The 21,377-nt window shown below is 43.3% G+C and carries 25 protein-coding genes; 2 read left to right on the top strand and 23 right to left on the bottom strand.

Annotation, left to right across the window (positions count from 1 at the left end):
• Positions 1-481: 481 nt before the first annotated feature.
• Positions 482-4,240, bottom strand: a complete 3,759-nt coding sequence (locus KQI91_RS08505; RefSeq protein WP_216392399.1) for a phosphoribosylformylglycinamidine synthase — start codon at positions 4,238-4,240, stop codon at positions 482-484.
• 173 nt (positions 4,241-4,413) lie between these two features.
• Here KQI91_RS08505 and KQI91_RS08500 point away from each other — a divergent pair, with 173 nt between their 5' ends.
• The gene (locus tag KQI91_RS08500) at positions 4,414-5,283 is read left to right on the top strand and encodes a LysR family transcriptional regulator (RefSeq protein ID WP_216392398.1); all 870 of its coding nucleotides are present in this window, start codon (positions 4,414-4,416) and stop codon (positions 5,281-5,283) included.
• A 125-nt stretch (positions 5,284-5,408) separates the two neighbouring features.
• Here the strand turns inward: KQI91_RS08500 and KQI91_RS08495 are convergent, their stop codons facing one another.
• The 5 genes from KQI91_RS08495 to yedF form a co-directional block, all read right to left on the bottom strand.
• Positions 5,409-6,245 carry an Mrp/NBP35 family ATP-binding protein gene (locus KQI91_RS08495; protein WP_216392397.1) on the bottom strand — a complete coding sequence of 279 codons (837 nt, stop codon included), beginning with the start codon at positions 6,243-6,245 and terminating at the stop codon, positions 5,409-5,411.
• Positions 6,246-6,384: 139 nt separating this feature from the next.
• Positions 6,385-6,747, bottom strand: coding sequence for a metal-sensing transcriptional repressor (locus tag KQI91_RS08490; protein WP_216392396.1), 363 nt, complete (start codon positions 6,745-6,747; stop codon positions 6,385-6,387).
• 84 nt (positions 6,748-6,831) lie between these two features.
• A complete protein-coding gene (locus KQI91_RS08485; RefSeq protein WP_330654497.1) occupies positions 6,832-7,104 on the bottom strand; it encodes a hypothetical protein in 273 nt (90 codons plus the stop codon).
• A 6-nt stretch (positions 7,105-7,110) separates the two neighbouring features.
• Positions 7,111-7,347, bottom strand: coding sequence for a DUF3343 domain-containing protein (locus KQI91_RS08480; protein ID WP_216392395.1), 237 nt, complete (start codon positions 7,345-7,347; stop codon positions 7,111-7,113).
• Positions 7,344-7,967, bottom strand: coding sequence for a sulfurtransferase-like selenium metabolism protein YedF (yedF, locus tag KQI91_RS08475; protein ID WP_216392394.1), 624 nt, complete (start codon positions 7,965-7,967; stop codon positions 7,344-7,346). Before yedF ends, KQI91_RS08480 begins: the two co-directional genes overlap by 4 nt.
• A 180-nt stretch (positions 7,968-8,147) precedes the next feature.
• On the opposite strand from yedF, the gene KQI91_RS08470 reads away from it, so the two are divergent.
• Positions 8,148-8,720, top strand: coding sequence for a xanthine phosphoribosyltransferase (locus tag KQI91_RS08470; RefSeq protein WP_216392393.1), 573 nt, complete (start codon positions 8,148-8,150; stop codon positions 8,718-8,720).
• Positions 8,721-8,782: 62 nt separating this feature from the next.
• Here the strand turns inward: KQI91_RS08470 and KQI91_RS08465 are convergent, their stop codons facing one another.
• From KQI91_RS08465 to rpsE, 17 genes are all read right to left on the bottom strand, one after another.
• Positions 8,783-10,261, bottom strand: coding sequence for a substrate-binding domain-containing protein (locus KQI91_RS08465; protein ID WP_216392392.1), 1,479 nt, complete (start codon positions 10,259-10,261; stop codon positions 8,783-8,785).
• Between the two features lie 17 nt (positions 10,262-10,278).
• On the bottom strand, positions 10,279-10,890 hold the full coding sequence (locus tag KQI91_RS08460) for a WYL domain-containing protein (protein WP_216392391.1): 612 nt from the start codon (positions 10,888-10,890) through the stop codon (positions 10,279-10,281).
• Between the two features lie 10 nt (positions 10,891-10,900).
• Positions 10,901-11,626, bottom strand: coding sequence for a type 1 glutamine amidotransferase (locus KQI91_RS08455; RefSeq protein ID WP_216392390.1), 726 nt, complete (start codon positions 11,624-11,626; stop codon positions 10,901-10,903).
• Positions 11,623-12,960, bottom strand: a complete 1,338-nt coding sequence (locus KQI91_RS08450) for a MurT ligase domain-containing protein (protein ID WP_216392389.1) — start codon at positions 12,958-12,960, stop codon at positions 11,623-11,625. Before KQI91_RS08450 ends, KQI91_RS08455 begins: the two co-directional genes overlap by 4 nt.
• A gap of 161 nt (positions 12,961-13,121) precedes the next feature.
• Positions 13,122-13,658: a bL17 family ribosomal protein gene (locus KQI91_RS08445; protein ID WP_253288458.1), complete on the bottom strand. Its 537-nt coding sequence runs from the start codon at positions 13,656-13,658 to the stop codon at positions 13,122-13,124.
• A 94-nt stretch (positions 13,659-13,752) separates the two neighbouring features.
• A complete protein-coding gene (locus tag KQI91_RS08440; RefSeq protein WP_044926370.1) occupies positions 13,753-14,712 on the bottom strand; it encodes a DNA-directed RNA polymerase subunit alpha in 960 nt (319 codons plus the stop codon).
• Positions 14,713-14,768: 56 nt separating this feature from the next.
• On the bottom strand, positions 14,769-15,362 hold the full coding sequence (gene rpsD / locus KQI91_RS08435) for a 30S ribosomal protein S4 (RefSeq protein ID WP_216392388.1): 594 nt from the start codon (positions 15,360-15,362) through the stop codon (positions 14,769-14,771).
• 18 nt (positions 15,363-15,380) lie between these two features.
• The gene (gene rpsK, locus KQI91_RS08430) at positions 15,381-15,776 is read right to left on the bottom strand and encodes a 30S ribosomal protein S11 (protein WP_022214196.1); all 396 of its coding nucleotides are present in this window, start codon (positions 15,774-15,776) and stop codon (positions 15,381-15,383) included.
• Positions 15,777-15,943: 167 nt separating this feature from the next.
• Positions 15,944-16,312 (bottom strand): 30S ribosomal protein S13, encoded by a 369-nt coding sequence (gene rpsM, locus KQI91_RS08425; RefSeq protein ID WP_022387993.1) that lies wholly within the window; start codon positions 16,310-16,312, stop codon positions 15,944-15,946.
• A 301-nt stretch (positions 16,313-16,613) separates the two neighbouring features.
• Complete coding sequence (rpmJ, locus tag KQI91_RS08420; RefSeq protein WP_003497809.1) at positions 16,614-16,727, bottom strand: 50S ribosomal protein L36; 114 nt, start codon at positions 16,725-16,727, stop codon at positions 16,614-16,616.
• A gap of 381 nt (positions 16,728-17,108) precedes the next feature.
• Positions 17,109-17,327, bottom strand: a complete 219-nt coding sequence (gene infA, locus KQI91_RS08415) for a translation initiation factor IF-1 (RefSeq protein ID WP_005428560.1) — start codon at positions 17,325-17,327, stop codon at positions 17,109-17,111.
• Between the two features lie 22 nt (positions 17,328-17,349).
• Entirely contained in the window at positions 17,350-18,105 is a 756-nt protein-coding gene (gene map, locus KQI91_RS08410) for a type I methionyl aminopeptidase (RefSeq protein ID WP_216392387.1), read from the bottom strand.
• A 5-nt stretch (positions 18,106-18,110) separates the two neighbouring features.
• Positions 18,111-18,755 (bottom strand): adenylate kinase, encoded by a 645-nt coding sequence (locus KQI91_RS08405; protein WP_216392386.1) that lies wholly within the window; start codon positions 18,753-18,755, stop codon positions 18,111-18,113.
• Between the two features lie 120 nt (positions 18,756-18,875).
• Positions 18,876-20,192, bottom strand: a complete 1,317-nt coding sequence (secY, locus tag KQI91_RS08400) for a preprotein translocase subunit SecY (RefSeq protein WP_216392385.1) — start codon at positions 20,190-20,192, stop codon at positions 18,876-18,878.
• A complete protein-coding gene (rplO, locus tag KQI91_RS08395) occupies positions 20,192-20,632 on the bottom strand; it encodes a 50S ribosomal protein L15 (protein WP_216392384.1) in 441 nt (146 codons plus the stop codon). Before rplO ends, secY begins: the two co-directional genes overlap by 1 nt.
• A gap of 39 nt (positions 20,633-20,671) precedes the next feature.
• A complete protein-coding gene (rpmD, locus tag KQI91_RS08390; RefSeq protein ID WP_008707273.1) occupies positions 20,672-20,854 on the bottom strand; it encodes a 50S ribosomal protein L30 in 183 nt (60 codons plus the stop codon).
• Between the two features lie 13 nt (positions 20,855-20,867).
• Positions 20,868-21,377, bottom strand: coding sequence for a 30S ribosomal protein S5 (gene rpsE, locus KQI91_RS08385; protein ID WP_005424995.1), 510 nt, complete (start codon positions 21,375-21,377; stop codon positions 20,868-20,870).

Genomic DNA, 21,377 nt, shown 5'->3' with positions numbered 1-21,377 from the left:
GCATGAGCGGTATTCACTAGAACAAAAACTCAATATAAGTAAAAAAGATAAAACAGCACTATCGCATTGTAAAAAGCAGTTACGCTTGATTGCTATTGAACAACAAAAAATGCTTGCGGCGTAATACTTTTTATACCTAAAGGGAATTTACACACAAAAAAGGACTTGACCATATAACAAACATATCTGGCATCGGAAAACACGTCAGGTGTTCATATCGATGCCAGTATCTTAACATAACAAACATATCTGGCATCGGAAAACACGTCAGATGTATATATCGATGCCAGTATCTTAATATAACAAACATATCAAGCATCGAAAAACACGTCAGGCGCATGAATCGATGCTAATAGCCCTGTCATATAAAAGATTTGCCACCATTATGCCAAAAAAGAAAAGCCCCTGTTACTGCCATGGACTTTATCTGCAATCTTAAGCCCCCGCCGTATAAGCGAGGGCTCAAAACTGTCATATGTTATTATTTGAAGTACTCTACACCGGACTCAAAGATCTTGATATCCTGCTCGCCGTAGATGTTGACAGCCACACCGTCACCGCGGCGTTCGCTGTGTGCCATCTTGCCAAGGATACGTCCGTCAGGGCTTGTGATACCTTCGATGTTCATGTAGGAACCATTTACGTTCCATTCTTCATCTGCGCTCAATTCTCCGGTCGGAGTTACATACTGAGTTGCAACCTGTCCGTTTGCGAAAAGTTTTGCAAGCCATTCATCGTTGGCAACGAAACGTCCTTCACCGTGGGATGCCGGGTTGCAGTATACACCGCCAAGCTGTGCTTTCTGAAGCCATGGAGACTTGTTGCTGACAACTTTGGTGTAGACCATCTTGGAGATATGGCGGCCGATGGTATTGAAGGTCAGTGTCGGAGAATCTTCTTTCTGTCCGCAGATCTCACCGTATGGTACAAGACCAAGTTTGATCAGTGCCTGGAAACCATTGCAGATACCAAGTGCAAGACCGTCTCTCTCATTTACAAGTTTCATAACAGCTTCTTTGATCTTTGCATTCTGGAATGCAGTTGCAAAGAATTTCGCAGAACCATCCGGTTCATCACCTGCGGAGAATCCGCCAGGGAACATGATGATCTGAGCCTCATTGATTGCTTTCTCAAAGAGTTCTACAGAATCATGGATATCTTCTGCAGTCAGGTTCTTGAAGACTTTGACATCCACTTCTGCGCCTGCTCTCTCGAATGCACGGGTGCTGTCGTATTCGCAGTTGGTTCCCGGGAATACCGGAATAAATACTCGCGGTTTTGCAACTTTGTGTTTGCATACATAGATGTTTTCTGCATGGTACAGATCATCTTTGGCAGGTTTTTCGTTTTCTTCACCGGAAGCGGTCTTGAAGACTCTTTCCAGAGTTCCTTTCCATGCCTCTACTGCTTCTGCCTCTGTGATCACAGTATTTCCATAAGAGAATTTACCGTCGTCAGTAACTTCACCGATCAGTGTGTAAGTGATGGAAAGCTCGCCGACTTTGTCTGCCGGAACTTCCATGATGATATCGCCAAATCCCGGAGCAAAGAAATCTCTCGGATCCAGATTATGCTCGATCTTTACGCCAAGTGCATTACCGAATGCCATCTTGGAAACAGCTGCTGCAATACCATGACGATCCAGTGCATAAGCGGAAACGACTTTGCCGCTCTGGATATCGTTATGGAGTTTTTCATACTGATCCATGATTCCTGCGTAATCTGGCAGATCGTACTGATCACGTGGCGCACGGAGCCATACCAGTTTGTTTCCGGCTTTTTTGAGTTCAGGAGTAATGACATCCTGGATCTTCGCCACATCTACTGCAAAGGAAACGAGTGTCGGAGGTACGTCAATCTCGTTGAAAGTACCGGACATACTGTCCTTACCTCCGATGGACGGAAGTCCGAATCCCATCTGTGCCGCATATGCACCAAGAAGTGCGGAGAATGGCTGGCTCCATCTCTTAGGATCTTCGGTCATGCGACGGAAGTATTCCTGGAAGGTGAAGCGGATCTTCTTATAGTCACCGCCTGTCGCAACGATCCTTGCAACAGATTCTGTCACTGCATAGGCTGCTCCGTGATACGGGCTCCAGGAGGACAGATACGGATCAAATCCATAGCTCATCATCGTTACGGTGTCAGTCTTGCCATTCTGTACCGGAACTTTGGCAACCATGCTCTGTGTCTCGGTAAGCTGATACTGACCGCCGTATGGCATAAATACGCTTCCAGCTCCGATAGAACCATCGAACATCTCGACGAGGCCTTTCTGTGAGCATACGTTGAGGTCGGCAAGTGTCTCGAGCCATTTTGCCCTGACATCTGCTACATCCGGGCGGTCTTCAAAAAGATTGCCCTCTTTGTTCGGGATCTCAACTTCTACGGTTGTTTCCTGATGTGCACCGTTGGTATCAAGGAAAGCACGGGAAATATTTACAATCTCCTTTCCTCTCCAGGTAAGGACAAGACGAGGATCTTCGGTAACGACTGCAACCGGAATTGCTTCCAGGTTTTCTTCGTTTGCATAGCCAAGGAAAGTGTCTACGTCTTTCGGATCTACAACAACTGCCATACGCTCCTGGGATTCAGAGATTGCGATCTCTGTTCCGTCAAGACCGGCATATTTCTTCGGAACTTTGTCGAGGTCTACGCGAAGTCCGTCTGCAAGTTCACCGATGGCAACGGATACACCGCCGGCACCGAAGTCGTTACATTTCTTGATAATGTGGCTGACTTCCTCACGTCTGAACATACGCTGGATCTTACGCTCTGTCGGTGCATTACCTTTCTGTACTTCTGCACCGCAGACTTCGATAGATGCCTCTGTATGTACTTTGGAGGAACCGGTAGCACCACCGATACCGTCACGTCCGGTACGTCCTCCGAGAAGGATGATGATATCGCCCGGATCAGAGTTCTCACGGATGACTGCGCGTCTCGGAGCTGCACCCATAACAGCACCGATCTCCATACGTTTCGCAACGTAATCCGGATGATAAACTTCTTTGACATAACCGGTAGCCAGACCGATCTGGTTACCATAGGAGCTGTAGCCGTGAGCTGCGCTTCTGACAAGCTTCTTCTGCGGAAGTTTGCCCTTGAGGGTTTCCTTCACAGATACCGTCGGGTCGGCAGCACCTGTCACACGCATTGCCTGATATACATAAGTACGTCCGGAAAGCGGGTCACGGATCGCACCACCGAGGCAGGTAGCAGCACCACCAAATGGCTCGATCTCTGTAGGATGGTTGTGTGTCTCATTCTTGAAGTTGATGAGCCACTCTTCTTCCTTGCCGTCTACATCTACCGGGACAACGATACTGCAGGCATTGATCTCATCGGATTCTTCCTGGTCAGCAAGTTTGCCCTCGGATTTCAGTTTCTTCATTGCCATCAGAGCAAGATCCATCAGGCAGACAAATTTGTCATCGCGGCCTTTGTAGAGAACTTCTCTGTCAGCAAGATATTTCTCATAAGTCTTTACGATCGGTTCTTTGTAATCGCCCTCATCAAACTTCACATCGGTAAGTTCTGTGGAGAATGTGGTATGACGGCAGTGATCAGACCAGTAGGTATCCAGTACACGGATCTCCGTCATGGACGGATCACGTTTCTCTTCGTTCTTAAAATAATTCTGGATGTGCTGGAAATCCTTGAAGGTCATTGCAAGATTCAGAGAATCATACAGTGCTTTGAGGTCTGCTTCCGGCATATCTTTGAATCCGTCAAAAATCTTGACATCCTCCGGTTCCGGGAATACGGTAACCAGTGTTTCCGGTTTCTCAAGTCCTGTCTCACGGGAATCTACCGGGTTGATGCAGTGATGTTTGATGGCATCAAATTCTTCGTCTGTTACATTTCCTTCTATTACATAAGTCGTCGCAGAGCGGATGATCGGCTGTGCATCTCCATCAAGGAACTGTACACACTGTACAGCGGAATCTGCTCTCTGGTCGAACTGTCCCGGGAGATATTCTACGGAAAAGATCTTTGCGCCTTCTGCGGCTTCAAATTTCTCAAGATACAGGTCGTCAACCGGCGGCTCTGCAAATACGGTTCTGCATGCTTTTTCAAAAACTTCATCTGAAATATTTTCTACATCATAACGGATCAGCACTCTTACATTCGTTGCGGATTTGATTCCGAGATAGCTGCTGATCTCATGCTTTAATTCTTTTGCCTGTACGGCATAGGCTGGTTTCTTTTCTACATAAACGCGTCTTACGTTACTCATTAGAAACTCCTTTCCTTCGTGCATTGTTATTATGTATATTCTTGTTAAATTACTGAGTTTATAGTATCATAAGAAATATCATTAGTAAAATTAATATATCTTATATTTTTTATTAGCTATGCTAATTTATGTTTTAAAAACTTCGATTTTAAAATAGCAGGAGGTTCGTTTATATGGACATCAATCTCGAATTATATAAAGTTTTTTATTATGTAGCTACCACCTTAAGCTTCTCGGAAGCTTCCCGGGAACTTTTTATCTCACAGTCAGCTGTCAGTCAGTCGATCAAAACACTGGAAAAGAAGCTGAATCATACACTTTTTATCCGCAGTACCAAAAAGGTCCTCCTTACGCCGGAAGGGGAACTTCTGTTACAGCATGTCAAACCTGCCATGCAGATGCTGGATGAAGGTGAATCTCTGCTGTCCGGGGATAATATGCTGAAAGGCCAGCTACGCATAGGTGCCAGTGACACGATCTGCCGTTATTATCTTCTTCACTATCTTCAGAAATTTCATCAGGATTTTCCGGATGTCCGTATCAAAGTCACCAACAGTACTTCCATCGGCTGCGTGGAACTTCTGGAAAAAGGACAGGTTGACCTGATCGTCTGTAATTCTCCGAATTCACGCCTTGGCAGTCATATGAAAATAAAAATCCTTCAGAATTTTCAGGATATCTTTGTCGGTAAACCCGGATGTTTCAGTCCCGATGAACTGCCCTGCGAATTTCAGACACTTCTGAAGCAGCCGGTCCTGATGCTTTCTTCCAAAAGTACCACAAGTGAGTATCTGCAGCAGACCTTTACCTCTCATGGCCTGAAACTGCTGCCTGAAGTCGAATTGAACAGCAACGATCTTCTGATGGATCTTGCCCGCATCGGTCTGGGTATTGCCTGCATTCCGGATTATATGCTGAATCCGGATGATTCTCTGAAACCCATCCCGCTCGCCCAGCCACTTCCAAAACGACAGCTTGTACTCGTCCAGCATGACAGCCTTCCTGTTTCCCAGGCGGCCGAACGTTTCTTAGAGATGTTCTGAAAAGGATAAAGCGGAGCGTTTTTCACTTTATCAGAACATTACGGAATAACTTCCTGTAAAGTAAAAAATCCCCGACAGTTACCGGATTTATTTTCCAATAACTGTCGGGGATTATCTGTCAGAAATTACTCTGGCATAACCTCTACGGCTTTTGTGATGTATTCGTTGTTGATCTGGTCGAACGCACCGCTGTCTGCCTTGGATGCATATGCCATGTCGATCGGCATCTTTCCTAATACCGGAACATTCAGCTCTGCTGCGATCTCATCAATATGGCTCTCACCAAAGATCTTGATCGGAGTTCCGCAGTCCGGGCATTTCACATAACTGTAGTTTTCTACGATTCCGAGCACCGGAATTTTCATCATCTCTGCCATGTTGTAAGCTTTTTTAACGATCATCTTTACAAGATCCTGCGGAGAGCTTACGATCACGATTCCATCAATCGGAAGGGACTGGAATACCGTAAGCGGTACATCGCCTGTTCCAGGAGGCATATCTACGAAGAGATAGTCAACTTTATCCCATACAACATCTGTCCAGAACTGTTTTACCATGTTTGCAAGGACCGGTCCTCTCCAGATAACCGGAGTGTCTTCTGTCGGAAGAAGAAGGTTGATGGACATAACCTTAATACCATTTGCTGTCTCCATCGGGTAGATACCGTTATCATCTGCCTGTGCTGCTCCTGTAAGTCCATACATCTTCGGAATGGATGGTCCTGTGATATCTGCATCCAGAATACCTACTTTATAGCCTTTCGCTGCCATTGCATTTGCGAGGGAACCTGTTACAAAAGATTTTCCTACGCCACCTTTGCCGCTGACAACACCAATGACGTGTTTTACATCTGAAAAAATGTTCTGCTCTGCCATAAAATTCTGCGGATTGCTCTGTCCTTTGCTTGCGCATCCCTCACAGCTTGATTTACCACATGAGCCGCTGTTACTGCATTCTGCCATTTTTCTATACTCCTTTATTTTCCGAGAATGCTGCTGTGTCTGCCTGAACCGCATTCTCTGTATTTTGTTTGTTACTGTTCACAAGTAATATCCCGCGCGTTGTTTTGCCATGAACAGGGCAAAATCCCGAGACATACTTTTATTTCATAAAACGGTCGATCGCACGTTCCAGTTCTTTGATCGCGTCTTTATCGCCGTGCTCTACCGCATCTACGATACAATGCTCAATATGATCCTGAAGAATGATCTTACCGGTATTGTTAATGGCGGACTTCACTGCTGAAAGCTGAATCAGCACTTCTGAACAGTCTCTGCCATCTTCGACCATACGTTTAATGGATTCCAGATGTCCGATGGCTCTGGAAAGCCGGTTCAGAACCGCCTTTGTCTGGGCATGGCTGTGATGATGACCATGTTCTCCATGATTTTCATGAGAATGGGAATGTTCCATTATCGTTCCGTCTTCCAGTACATGTACATGGGTTTCGTTTGTTTCACTCATGTCTGTGCTCCTCTCAGGTATCAGATTGGTATCTTACGGATTGCCGTACCGCAGCAACCTTGAAATTATATTATACCACACTCATTAAATCTCTGTAAAGGAACATCTCTGTTTTATCTGTGAAGTGACGATATCAAAGATGATCGTACCATCCTCAAGAACGGTTTTATCATAGGAGACATCTTTCCCCTGGAATTTCTGCTTCACATACTCCTCCGGATCTGCAATCTCCACTTCCTCCACAAAGACATCCCTCATCTGATTTCTCGGGCATTTATTATAGATTTCCCAGATTACTTCGTATTCTTTCATATTTTCCACACTTTCTAATACTGCGACAGATATCTGACAATACATCCACAGCTAAATCTCCAGCGTCCATTTTCCTTCTATCTCATCCGCAAATTCTGTTTCAATCTCTGCGAGCTCTTCTCTCTGTTCTGCCGGAACTGCCCAGGACAGTCCACAACTCGCTGAAATCTCTCTCGGAACGGGAATCAGTCTTCCGGGAATTCCATTCGCCTTACAGAATCTCTCCACCGCAATTGCACCACTCGTATTATAAAATGTAAGCAGATACCTCGGAATCTTCTGAATCATGGTTTTACGACTTTGGAAGCTTTTGCCATTGTTTCTACGATATCATACATATTGGTCACTTCACCAACCTTAAGCTTCTCTGTCAGTCCATAATAATTCAGACAGGTTCCACAGGTCTTGATCGTCACACCCTGCGCTTCCAGACTCTTCAGGTCTTCCAGAGACTCAGAACCTTCTGTAGTCAGCGTTGCACCACCATTATAAAAGAGCATGGTCTTTGGAAGTTCATCCAGCTGTGTCACTGCAAAAAGGAAACCTTTCATCAAAACTTTACCAAGCTCGTCATTCCCTCTTCCCATTGTAGCCGTATCTACTGCGATTACAAAGTCGCCCTTGACATCCGGAATGCAGGAAACAGTTTCATTCTCTGCTCCAGCTGCCGGTTCTCTGTCCTTTACGCGGATGATCACATGGAATTCTTTTTCATTTTTTTTCTCGGAAATCACTTCGGCTCCGGCACTTTTACCCATTCTGGTAAGGTTCTGTACGGCAATCTCATTATCTACCAGTACAGTAATCTCTGCATCTCCCTGAATACTGTCGAGAACTTTTTTCGTCTTTACTACCGGGATCGGACACTGCTCTCCCATCGCATCTACTGTATATTTCTGTTCAGCCATTTTGTTACCTCCTGTTTCATTCTTACGTTGTTCTCATTGTAACATAAGTTTTTTCTATTTCCCAATTTATTTGTAATTTTATAAAAAAAATTTTGTCGAAAAGAATTGAACTTCTTCGAAGAATAGAGTATCATTAGTATAATTTTATAAAAATGCTTACAAGATCAAAGGAGAGAAATCATGCAGCTTTTAAAGGACCGTATACTGAAAGATGGAATCGTGAAACCAGGTAATATTTTGAAGGTAGACAGTTTTTTGAATCATCAGATGGATATTACTCTCATCAACGAGATCGGTAAAGAATTCAAGAGACGTTTTGCAGATTGTCCGATCACCAAAATCCTTACAATCGAGGCCTCCGGCATAGGTATTGCCTGTATCGCGGCTCAGTATTTTGATGTACCTGTGATTTTTGCAAAAAAATCTCAGAGCCTGAATCTTGATGGAGAAATGTATTGTTCAAAAATAGAATCCTTCACTCATAAAAAAGTTTATGACGTTATTTTATCCAAGAAATTTCTCGGACCGGAAGATCATGTTCTTCTGATCGACGATTTCCTTGCAAACGGATGTGCCCTTCTTGGCCTGATCGATATTGTCAAAGAATCCGGTGCAACACTTGAAGGTGCCGGTATCGTGATCGAAAAAGGCTTCCAGAACGGCGGTCAGAAAATTCGTGATATGGGGGTCCGTCTGGAATCTCTGGCAATTGTAGATTCTATGACCAATGATTCCCTGACATTCCGTGAATGATCTTATATATCTCTGTATATTTAAAGGAACCCCTGCAATCAGGAGTTCCTTTTTTGATATCCTTATTTATTTTTTGAAGATTGTTTCAGCGTCGTTTGCGCTTTTGGAGTCGGAGTTGCCGTCACACCAGCTTCTCTGGCAGGTGTAGGAGTGGCGGTTTCTGTTGGCTCCACTTCCTCTGTCGGGGTCGGTGTCACCGTTTCTGTCGGTTTTGCTTCCTCTGTCGGGGTTGGAGTCACTGTTTCTGCCGGAGTTGGAGTGACTGGTTCCGGGGTAGGAGTAGGCGTGGCTGCCGGTTTTACCTCATCCTCTGTATAATATCCATTGTCAATCAGAATCTCATAATTTTCACGATCGATCAATTGTGGCTCACAAAGATATGTACCAATGATCTTGACACCGTTATCATACTGCTCATAATCATTGACCTCCGGATCATCTTCCCCATGCAGATATACATGTACCATCTCTTCGCATTTGTCTGCAAGTTCCCTGCGATCCATAAAGATGCTGAATGACTGCTTTCCTTCCGCGATTCTGCGTACACCTTCCGCATTACATCCTGAGCCGCTGATCAATGGCCAGCTTTCAGCTCCAGGCATAAGACCATTTTCTTCCAGGGCTTTTTCTACTCCCATGGCTGCATTATCAAATCCGGTACAGATGATATCCGGATATTCTCCCTCCTGATAATACGCTGCCAGTATATCTGTCATTCTTGTTCTTGCCAGCTCTGTACTCCAGCGGAGAAGTCCCGTATCATCAAAAGACAGTTTGCCGGATCTGCAGACCAGCGTTCCATCGTCCAGATACGGCTGTAATGTTTCCATTACTCCATTATAAAGAAACAGTGCCTGCGTATCATCCAGGGATCCCATAAAGAATTCTATACTTCTGGATTCTTTTGCTTCCTGAACTTTATCCAGCTCTTCGCTGTCTATGATCTGTTTCCCGATCATCTGACCAACCTGTCGTCCGCCAAATGTCACATAATAGTTGACTGCATTGGTATCCATGATCAGACTTTCATAAGAAAATACCGGGATCTCTGCATCCTTTACAGTGCTCAGTACATCTCCCAGTCCATATGGATCTACCGGTGCGATCACCATAGCCGACACTGCCTCTTCTGTCATCTGCTGAATCTGCGATACCTGTCTGGAGCTGTCATTCTCTGCATAAAGGATCTGCGGCTCATAACCATCATTTTCAAACTGAAGTTCCAGCTCTTTTGCATCTCTTGACCAGTTCTTTTCATCAGGAAGAAGAACTGCTATTTTTTCTTTTACAACTTCTTCGGCTGTATTCTTTTCCTGATCATCAGATTCGGCTGTCTGATCCGCGTCTTTCTTGTCTGTATCCGCTTTGCTTTCCTTTGAAGAATCTGATCCCGTCTCTTCTGCCGTTTGCTCTCCGGTTCCTTCTTTTTCAGTCTGTGCGCTCTCACTGGCTGCTTCTGTGGCTTTGTTTTTCCCACAACCGGTAAATACCGTTCCCATCAGAAGTACTCCAAGTAACATACATACTGCTCTTTTTTTCATGCTGTCTTCCTTTCTGTCTATACTCCCTTATACTCTTTTGCAAGAGCTTTCAGATAATCTCTGTAGGATGCAGCCACTTTTTTGGGTTTCAGAATGTGTACATCTTTTCCCATCATGGCAAGCCATCCATAAAATTCAGGTCCGCTGATCTGCGGTACTGTCACCTGCAGAAAACCAGATTCTTTGATCTTATATTCACCATGACTTCCAAAATATTCACGGATTTCTTTTTCTCTGGATTTTTTGCACTGCAGTTTCATTGATTTTTCGCCTTCCTGTATCTCTGTTTCTGCAAGTACATATTTCGGTATTTTGGGATGTTCGGCTGCTTTTTCTGCTTTATCTTTGTCTGCCGGTCTTTCTTCTGTCTTTCTGACCGGCATAGCCTGTTTCGGCACGTTTCCGACCAGATAATATCCGCCCGGTCTTCCACGCTTAAACTGTACATCCAGTCCGAATTCCCGCAGTGCTTCTATATCATCGTATATACTTTTTCTTTCTGCAGTGATTCCATATTCTGTAAGTCTGTCAAGGATTTCCTGCATGGTCACGATCCTGCCCTCGCCTGTCTCCTGCAGAAGATGCTCAATAACTAAGATTTTCCCTTTCTGATTACGTGATTTTGCCATCTTTATTCCCTCATTTTTCTTTTGTAAATCGACTGACGATATAATCATTTGCTTCTTTTTCCTGGCTGTCATCCAAAGGCAACAGTTCCGTCTGCTCCCCATATTTCTTCTGAAGTGCATGCAGAATCAGCCAGTCTGCAAGCTGTGGATTCTTCGGAAGGAGCGGTCCATGAAGATATGTTCCGATCACATTTTTGTAAACAACACCTTCATACCCGGAACGTCCATCATTTCCAGCACCATAAAGTACCTTTCCAAGTGGCTTGTTATCATTGATACAGGTTCTTCCTCCATGGTTTTCAAATCCAACCACCGGCATATCAAACAAATCGCTCTGCAGCACGATATTGCTGATCAGACGGCCTTCTTCCTGCTCTGTATACATATCTACCAGATCCAGTCCAGTGATCATTCCCTGATCTGTCTTGTAATATTTGCCAAGGAGCTGATATCCTCCGCAGATAGCGATCACAACACCGTAATCTTCCACATATGCCTTAAAATCCTTCTGAATAGTTTTCAGTTTTTCACATACCAGCATCTGTTCCCGGTCAGATCCGCCTCCCAGCAGCACAATATCCAGCTTTGAAAAATCAATCGTATCATCAATCTCATAGGCAATCGTCTCTGCCTCGATTCCTCTCCACTGGCATCGTTTCATCAGACACTGGATATTGCCTCTGTCTCCGTAAAGATTCAGAAGGTCCGGATATAAATGTCCTATCGTAAGTTTCATTTGAGTTCTCCCTCCAGTTTCTTGAGAATGTTTCTGGTACTGAACAGTGCCGTATAGTTAACCAGCACATACAGATTGCCAGTCCCGTCCTCCACACGGCCACGAATCGCTTTTTCTACATCTGACTCCAGAACCGATGGAATATCTACATATTTCATACGCAGACGCATATCCTGGCAGCGAATACCGCTCACTGTGATGGAACGCACACTTTCATCACTAAAGCGATCAAAATCCACATCCCAGAGCCAGGAAATATCAATTCCATCCTGTGCATTATCATTAATGGCGATGATCACATCTTTCGGTGTTTTATCCTGCATGACAGCAGAAATATTCTGATTGAAACCAGCCGGGTTCTTTGCAAGATTCAGAATCACGCTGGTTCCTTTGATACGAAATTGCTCCATACGGCCATTTTCCGGATTAAATTTCCGCAGCATATCTGTAAAGTGTTCTGCTTTTAATCCGGCTGTACGGATTCCCGCATATGCCGCCAGAATATTATATACATTATAAAAGCCTTTATAGTTTGCCGTAATACGTCTGTTCTCAACAGTAAATGACAGCTGATCACCAACACTTACTTCTTCTGCATCAAAATCCAGTTCTGGTCTCTGGAAGCCGCATTTCGGGCATTTATAATCGCCAAGCTGACTATAATGATAAAAACTGTACTGTAGACGTTCCCCACAGCATTTACAAAATCTTCCCTCACGTATCTCATTTGTTTCTGTTTTCATAACCGGATGACTGATTCCATAATATATACATGGATTGCCACTGTCCATGGCAAGATATGCTGAAAGTGCATCATCACCATTTACGATCAGTTTCATCTCCGGAACTTTCCGTATCATCTCTTCCAGAATATTCATGGTAATATCAATCTCACCATAACGGTCCAACTGATCACGAAACAGATTTGTCATCACCATATAATCCGGATTGATCTTGGTAAATACGTGTCGCGTAGAAGCCTCATCAACTTCAATACAGGCATAATCCGCATTGATATGCCCGTTCAGTCCTGCACCAAGTGCAAACGCTGCAACTACGCCATTCAACATATTGGATCCCGTATGGTTGCAGATCACCTTATTTCCCTCTGCTTCCAATGCAGCACACAACATGTTATTTGTCGTAGTCTTGCCATTTGTACCACATACGACAAAAATATCTTTTCGTACTTCTGCAGCAAGTTCTTTTAAAATTGGCGGATATATCTTTAATGCAATCTTTCCGGCCCATGTCACACCCTGTCTGCCCATGATCTTGCAGACACTTCCGGCTGCTTTTGCTGCCCAGATTGCCAGTATTCTTCTTATATTCATATTTTTGTTCCTTTGTTTTTCTATCGTTATTTTGTAACTTTCTAATCTTATTATTGTCCATAATTTTACGCTATATCGGCAAATTAATCAACCTTCTGCCGAAACTTAACAAAAAAAAAGGAACATCTCTTCTGAGACATTCCTCTTATTGCACATGAAAATTATACTAATTCAATAAGTACTTCCATTGCAGCATCGCCCTTACGTGGTCCAATCTTAACGATTCTTGTGTAACCACCGTTACGTCCTGCGTATTTTGGAGCGATTTCTTCGAACATTTTCTTAGTCATATCAATGTCCTTAGTGTTTTTCTTTCTACCAGCACCTTTTGCAGGTACTTCTTTAACTGAGTAGAAAACTTTTGCCATCTGACGACGAGCGTGCAGTCTGGACGGAGCATCTTTAGTGATCTCTTTCTGTACTTCATCGTATACGGTTACTTTCTTTCCGTCTACAACTTCTTTTACTCTCTTACCATCAGCATCTTTACGTGCAACTTTTGCAGTTACAGTAACTGTCTCAAAGTTATCTTTTTCACGTACTGCCATAGCGATAAGACCTTCAGCGATCTTGCGAATTTCTTTTGCTTTTGCTTCAGTGGTAACGATTTTTCCGTGATACAGAAGATTTGTCACCTGGTTTCTTAACAGAGCTTTTCTCTGATCAGAAGTTCTGCTTAATTTTCTATATTTTGCCATTTTATTTTCCTCCATCTGCGGGACATCAGAACATGCTTGTTCGGTCTTACTGTCCTGATGCTTAGGCATCCCCGCTCATATTTGCTGAATGAAATTACTCCTCAGTAGGCTGAAGCTGTAATCCCAGTTCTTTCAGTTTAGCAAGTACTTCTTCTAAGGACTTACGACCAAGGTTACGAACCTTCATCATGTCATCAGAAGTCTTATTGCAAAGTTCTTCTACTGTATTGATACCGGCTCTCTTCAGGCAGTTATAAGAACGAACAGAAAGCTCAAGCTCATCAATGCTCATTTCAAGCACTTTTTCTTTTTCATTGTCTTCCTTCTCGATCATGACTTCTGCAGTCTTAGCGTTTTCAGAAAGGTCAATGAAAAGGCTGAGATGTTCGCTCAGTACCTTAGCAGCAAGGCTGACAGCCTCATCCGGATCCAGTGTACCATTGGTATATACATCCAATGTAAGTTTATCGTAATCAGTGATCTGACCAACACGGGTATTCTGAACAATCATATTTACACGGTCAACCGGTGTATAGATTGCATCAACAGCAAGTACACCAATCGGCATATCGTCTGTTTTGCCCTTGTCAGCACTTACATATCCACGTCCACGTGTAATTGTAAGTTCCATAGCCAGTCTGCAGTCTTTACCACCATTAAGAGTAGCAATAACCTGATCTGGATTCATGATTTCGATATCCTGATCTGCCTGAATATCAGCAGCAGTTACGACACCTTTGCCCTCACACTCAATGTATGCGGTCTTCGGCTCATTGTCGGCACTGTTATTCTTGATAGCAAGGCTTTTCAGATTCATGATGATTTCTGAAACGTCCTCCTTCACGCCCGGAATAGAGCTGAATTCATGAAGGACACCATCAATCTTAACCTGGCTGACTGCTGCTCCCGGGAGGGATGACAGCATAATTCTTCTGAGAGAATTACCAAGTGTAGTTCCATATCCTCTTTCGAGAGGTTCTACTACGAATCTGCCAAATTTTTTATCTTCGGAAATTTCCGTAATTTCGATTTTTGGTTTATTAAAATCAAACACTATAAGTCCCTCCTTCTGGGTTTGTCAACATTTGAGGGTATTTAATTTAAAATGCATTATTTGGAGTACAACTCGACGATAAGCATTTCGTTAACCGGAACATCAATTGCTTCTCTTCTTGGAAGTTCTTTTACAGTTCCGCTTAAAGCTTCCTGATTTACATCAAGCCATTCCGGAACAAGTCTTCCGCCTGTTACTTCCAGAATACCTTTGTATCTTTCAGAACCTTTGCATTTTTCTTTGATTTCAACTGTATCACCAGCTTTTACAAGGTAAGACGGAATGTTTACACATTTGCCGTTTACAAGTACATGCTTGTGATCAACGATCTGACGAGCTTCACGTCTGGTTCTTGCAAGACCCATACGGAATACTACGTTGTCAAGTCTGCTTTCCAGAAGGATCATCAGGTTTTCACCAGTCTGTCCCGGCATTCTGTCAGCTTTGTTGTAGTAGTTGTGGAAAGGTTTTTCCAGAACTCCGTAGATGAATTTTGCTTTCTGTTTTTCTCTTAACTGTAAACCGTACTCAGACATTTTTCTGTTTGCACGTTTTAACTGTCTTGTGGATTTTTTATCAATTCCTAAATAAATCGGATCCAGGCCAAGGGATCTGCATCTTTTCAGAACAGGAACTCTATTTACTGCCATTTCAAGCTACCTCCTAAATTAGACTCTTCTGCGTTTTGGTGGACGGCATCCGTTATGCGGAACCGGTGTTACGTCACGGATACTTGTTACTTCAAGACCGCATGCCTGAAGGGCACGGATTGCAGCTTCACGTCCGGATCCTGGTCCTTTAACCATAACATCAACAGTTTTTAAACCATGAATTAAAGCAGCTTTTGTTGCAGTCTCAGCTGCCATCTGTGCTGCATAAGGGGTAGATTTTCTTGAACCTCTAAATCCCAGACCACCAGCACTTGCCCATGAAAGAGCGTTTCCTTCGTTGTCTGTCAGAGTAACAATTGTGTTGTTAAAAGAAGACTGGATATGTGCCTGTCCGTGTTCAACGTTTTTCTTAACACGACGTTTTGTTGTCGCTTTTCTGGTTGTCTTTGCCATTTTAAAACTAACCTACACTTTCCTTTATATAATCAATTATTTCGTTTCGTAAGGAAGTTCGATTCACTAAATTCAGTCTGCGCTTACGCTTGTCTTCATTAAGTTCCTTCGAACAATATTCACACTAAACTCATGCTGCATTTACATTTGCATTCGTTAAGCGTTCATTATTTCTTCTTGTTTGCAACGGTTCTCTTAGGACCTTTGCGTGTTCTAGCGTTTGTCTTGGTCTTCTGGCCACGAACCGGAAGTCCTTTACGATGACGGATACCTCTGTAGCATCCGATTTCCTGCAGTCTCTTGATATTCAGAGCGATTTCACGACGAAGATCACCTTCAACTGTCATTGTTTCATCAATTACAGCACTGATTTTCTTTACATCATCGTCTGTCAGGTCTCTAACACGAATGTCAGGATTTACACCTGCCTGAGCAAGAATTTTGTCAGCGCTTGTTCTGCCGATACCATAGATATAGGTAAGGCCGATTTCGATACGTTTGTCTCTTGGTAAGTCTACACCAGCTATACGAGCCATGTACTGTTTCCTCCATTTTCTTTTTGAAAGTCTTCAGAACTATACCACTTGCGATCTTGCAAGGTGAAATGGGGTATATTTTCCTAAGCTTTCTGATTTTCTAGTTTCCTAATTGGGGTGCCTCGGTAAAACACCCAGTCGCCTTTGGCGTAAAGCGACCTTTCCGAAATTGTGTCCTCTCGGACATCTTGTTGCCTCTCGGTATTAGGCAATACATGCTTCTTTAATAAGATATTAAAACAGTCCGAACAACCCTTCCGGGTGTATCAAACTGCAGCCGCACGTTTCACAAATCAGTCAATCAACCCTGACGCTGTTTGTGTTTTGGATTTTCACAGATTACTCTGATAGATCCTTTTCTTTTGATGATCTTGCATTTTTCGCAGATCGGCTTTACAGATGATCTTACTTTCACTGGAAATCCTCCTTTTCCGTAATATAGGCTTGAATCTGCAGTTCATACACGCACTCTCAGCGCGTACATATGATATATTAACACCTTGTTGCAAATTATGCAAGCCCTAATTTTAAATTTTTGTTAATTTTTTTGTCTATAAAATATTTACGCTACGTAGATAAGAAAGAAGGAGTTCCTGACACACTGCGATTTCTGTTCTCTTCTTTCTCGTAGCTGTGCATATCAAAATATGTAAATCATTCTCGTTCAAGGATCTTATTGGGTTAACTTACATATTCTAATAACAAAAAACTCCCCCCGCAGCACCAGCGTGGCCCACAGGGGGAGTGTGAGGGGGACAGCGGCCTTCGCAACTGTGAGCGAGTCCCCCTCACGTTTTTATTTATCTCGCCAAATAATACGTCCTTTGGAAAGATCGTATGGAGAAAGTTCAATTGTAACTTTGTCTCCAGGAAGAATACGGATAAAGTTCATACGCAGCTTTCCGCTGATATGTGCCAGCACTACATGCTTGTTTTCCAGTTCTACTTTGAACATCGCATTAGGCAGCTTCTCCAATACAGTACCTTCCACTTCGATTACATCTGCTTTAGACATTATAAACCTCCTATGTCATCTGTCATTTTGTAAGAGTCAGAATTTCCGGTTCTCCATCCGTGATCAGAATGGTGTTTTCATAATGTGCAGAAAGAGAGCCGTCCATCGTTACAACCGTCCACTCATCATCTTCCCACGCAACGTCTGCGCGTCCCAGATTAATCATTGGTTCGATTGCAAATGTCATACCAGGCATCAGTTTAATGCCTCTGCGTTTCTGCGGGAAATTCGGTATCTGCGGATCCTCATGGAGGTGTGTTCCGATTCCGTGACCTACCAGGTCACGAACGATACCATAGTTAAACTTTGCAGCATACGCACCGATTGCCTTGGAAATATCATTCAGATGATTTCCTGCTTTTGCATATTTGATTCCTTCAAAGAAACTCTGTTTGGTAACTTCCATAAGCTGTTTTGCTTCTGGAGATACTTCACCGACCGCATACGTACGCGCAGCATCGGAATGATATCCCTTGTAGATCAGTCCGGCATCGATCTTGACAAGATCGCCTTCCTGGATGATCTTATGTCTGGACGGGATCCCATGTACAACTTCATCATTCAGGCTGATACAGAATGATGCAGGAAAGCCCTGATAATTCTTAAAGTTCGGAATACAACCCATGGAACGGATCATGTCCTCACCAATGCGATCCAGTTCTTTTGTGCTGATTCCCGGCTTAATGTGAGAAGCCAGTTCATCGTGAACCTGTTCCAGTAAATGACCGGCATGTCTCATAAGCTCAATTTCATGTTCTGACTTAATAGAAACTGACATCTTTATTATTCTCCCAAGATTTCGACGATTGCCTGGAATACCTCATCCAGTGCAACAGTTCCGTCTACAGTCTTTAAAACGCCCTGTTTGGTGTAATAGTCGATCAGCGGCTGTGTCTGTTCATGATAAACCTTCAGACGTTTGGAAACTGTTTCCGGTTTGTCATCATCGCGGAGTACAAGGTTCTCCCCACAGGTATCGCAGACATTCTCTGTCTTCGGTGCAGCATATACGATGTGATAAGTTGCTCCGCATTTCAGGCAGGCTCTTCTGCCGGACATACGATTTACAATATTCTCATCCGGTACGTCTACATCGATCGCATAATCAATCTTGCTTCCCAGTTTTTCAAGAGCCGCTGTCAGGCATTCTGCCTGCGGGATCGTTCTTGGGAAACCATCCAGTACATAACCGTTCTTTGCATCATCCTGCTGAATTCTGTCTACTACAAGATCACAGGTTAATTCATCTGGTACCAAAAGCCCCTGGTCCATATATGTTTTTGCTTTTTTCCCCAATTCAGTACCATTTTTGATGTTTGCACGGAAAATATCTCCTGTAGAAATATGCGGAATACCATATTTCTCGGCAATTTTTTTTGCCTGAGTTCCTTTTCCTGCTCCTGGTGCACCCAACATAATAATACGCATAATAAATACCCTCCTTTTTCTTTATGAAGCTTAAAACAACATCCTCGCGGAGCGTTTCTGCTTTACAGGGAATCCCTATAAAACAAAAGACTGTGATGCTTTCACACCACAGCCTTCATTTTAGCTGTTCAGAAAGCCTTTGTAATTGCGGACAAGCAACTGAGACTCGATCTGCTTCAATGTTTCAAGAACAACACCAACTACGATGATGATAGATGTACCACCGAAAGAAACATGTGCTCCGAATACACCATTGAAGAAGAACGGAATTACTGCCACAATGATCAGGCCTACCGCACCTATAAATATAATATAATTAAGCATTTTAGTCAAATAATCTGATGTAGGTTTTCCTGGACGGATGCCTGGGATAAAACCACCCTGCTTTTTGATATTATCTGCAACTTCCAGCGGATTAAATGTGATGGAAGTATAGAAATATGCAAAGAATACGCAGAGAACTACGTATAACAGCAATCCCCAGCTATACTGCGGCTGGGATGGATTACACCAGTTACTTGATGAAAGACCTCTCAGGATCTCACTTCCAATGCCTGTACCATTTGCCTTACCGGCAAACTGGGCAATAACACCCGGGAAAGACATAATGGAAGAAGCGAAGATGATCGGGATAACACCGGCAGTGTTGACCTTTAACGGAATGTTTGTGGCCTGACCGCCCATCATTTTTCTTCCAACCATCTTTCTGGAGTACTGAACAGGAATCCTTCTTTCTGCTCCATTAAGAATAAGGACAAATACAACCACAACCATAATGATCGCGAAGATGATCACACCTGCAAGCATTCCCTTTGCGATTGTTTTTCCCTTAATAAAGTTCTCATAAAGAGTTGTCATATCACTTGGAATTCTGGACACGATATTTACTGCAAGTACGATAGAAATACCATTTCCAACTCCCTTTTCTGTGATACGCTCACCGATCCACATCAACATTGCAGAACCGGCTGTAAGGCTGACAACTACAACAATGCCTTTTAAGAGGTCCATATCTTTAACGATATTTCCACGGGCAAAACCGATCGTCATCGCAACTGACTCAAAAAGAGCCAGACCTACTGTGACATAACGGGTAATTGCAGTCATCTTTTTTCTTCCCTCTTCACCATCTCTGTGCATTTCCTCCAGAGCAGGAATTGCAATCGTCAGAAGCTGAATGATAATGGAAGATGTAATGTACGGTGTGATATTCAATGCAAAAACAGACATGCTCTCAAAGGAACCACCGGTGAATGCATCAAAGAAATTGAATGCATCACCGGTATTGCTCTTGAACCACTGTTTGAACACACTGCCATCCACACCAGGTATCGGCAGCTGTGAACCTATACGGATGACAAAAATCATCGCTAACAGGTAGAGAAGCTTACGCCGCATCTCTTTCACTCTAAAAACACCTTTAAGAGTCTCAAACATTAGATCACCTCTACTGTACCACCTGCAGCTTCGATTTTTGCTTTAGCGGTTTCGCTGACAGCATTTACTTTTACATTAAGTTTTTTGGTCAGTTCACCGTTTCCAAGAATCTTAACACCGTCTCCAGCTTTGGAGATTGCGCTGGTAGCAAGTAAAGATTCAACTGTAACTTCTGCTCCGTCTTCAAAACGATTCAGAACGTCAACATTGATTGCGATGATCTCTTTAGAATTTCTGTTCTTGAAGCCTCTCTTAGGAAGACGTCTGTATAAAGGCATCTGTCCACCTTCAAATCCCGGTTTTTTGTGTCCGGAACGAGCTAACTGTCCTTTGTGTCCTTTTCCGGCTGTTTTGCCGTTTCCGGAACCATGTCCACGGCCTCTTCTGAAGTTATCACTGTGTTTAGAACCTTCTGCTGGTCTTAAGTTTGATAATTCCATCTTTGGCACCTCCTTTTATTATTCAATCTCTGGAAATTATTATGCTTCTTCTACTTTTACAAGATGCTGAACCTGCTGGATCATTCCTCTTGTAGCAGCATTGTCAGGCATTTCAACTGTCTTATGCATTTTTGTAAGTCCCATAGCAGCTACAGTCTTTTTGTGTTTCGGAACTGCACCGATTGGAGACTTAACAAGTGTAACTTTTAATGTGTTTGCCATTGTTTTGTCCTCCTTATGCCAGAATCTCTTCTACAGATTTTCCGCGAAGTTTTGCAACTTCTTCCGGAGTTTTCAGTTTGCTTAATCCTTCAATAGTAGCCAGAACTACGTTCTGTTTATTTCTGGATCCCATACATTTTGTACGGATGTTTTTGATACCTGCAAGTTCGATGACTGCACGCGCTGGACCACCAGCGATAACTCCAGTACCTTCCGGAGCACGTTTCAGAAGCATTTCAGCACTTCCGAATTTTCCTACATAGTCATGAGTGATGGAATTGTTCTCATCTCTTGCAACTGTAACCAGTTTTTTCATGGCATCTTCTTTTCCTTTGCGGATAGCTTCCGGAATTTCAGCTGCCTTTCCTAAACCTGCACCAACATGTCCGTTGCCGTCACCTACAACAACCAAAGCTGTGAAACGGAAGTTACGGCCACCTTTAACAACCTTGGTAACACGTTTGATTGACACTACTTTATCTTCTAATTCTAACTGACTAGCATCAATAAGATTATTTTTCAT

Source organism: Blautia sp. MSJ-19, assembly GCF_018918125.1.
Lineage (GTDB): Bacteria > Bacillota > Clostridia > Lachnospirales > Lachnospiraceae > Blautia_A.
The sequence above is the reverse complement of the archived record's forward strand: the minus strand, read 5'-3'. Positions and strand labels throughout refer to the sequence as shown.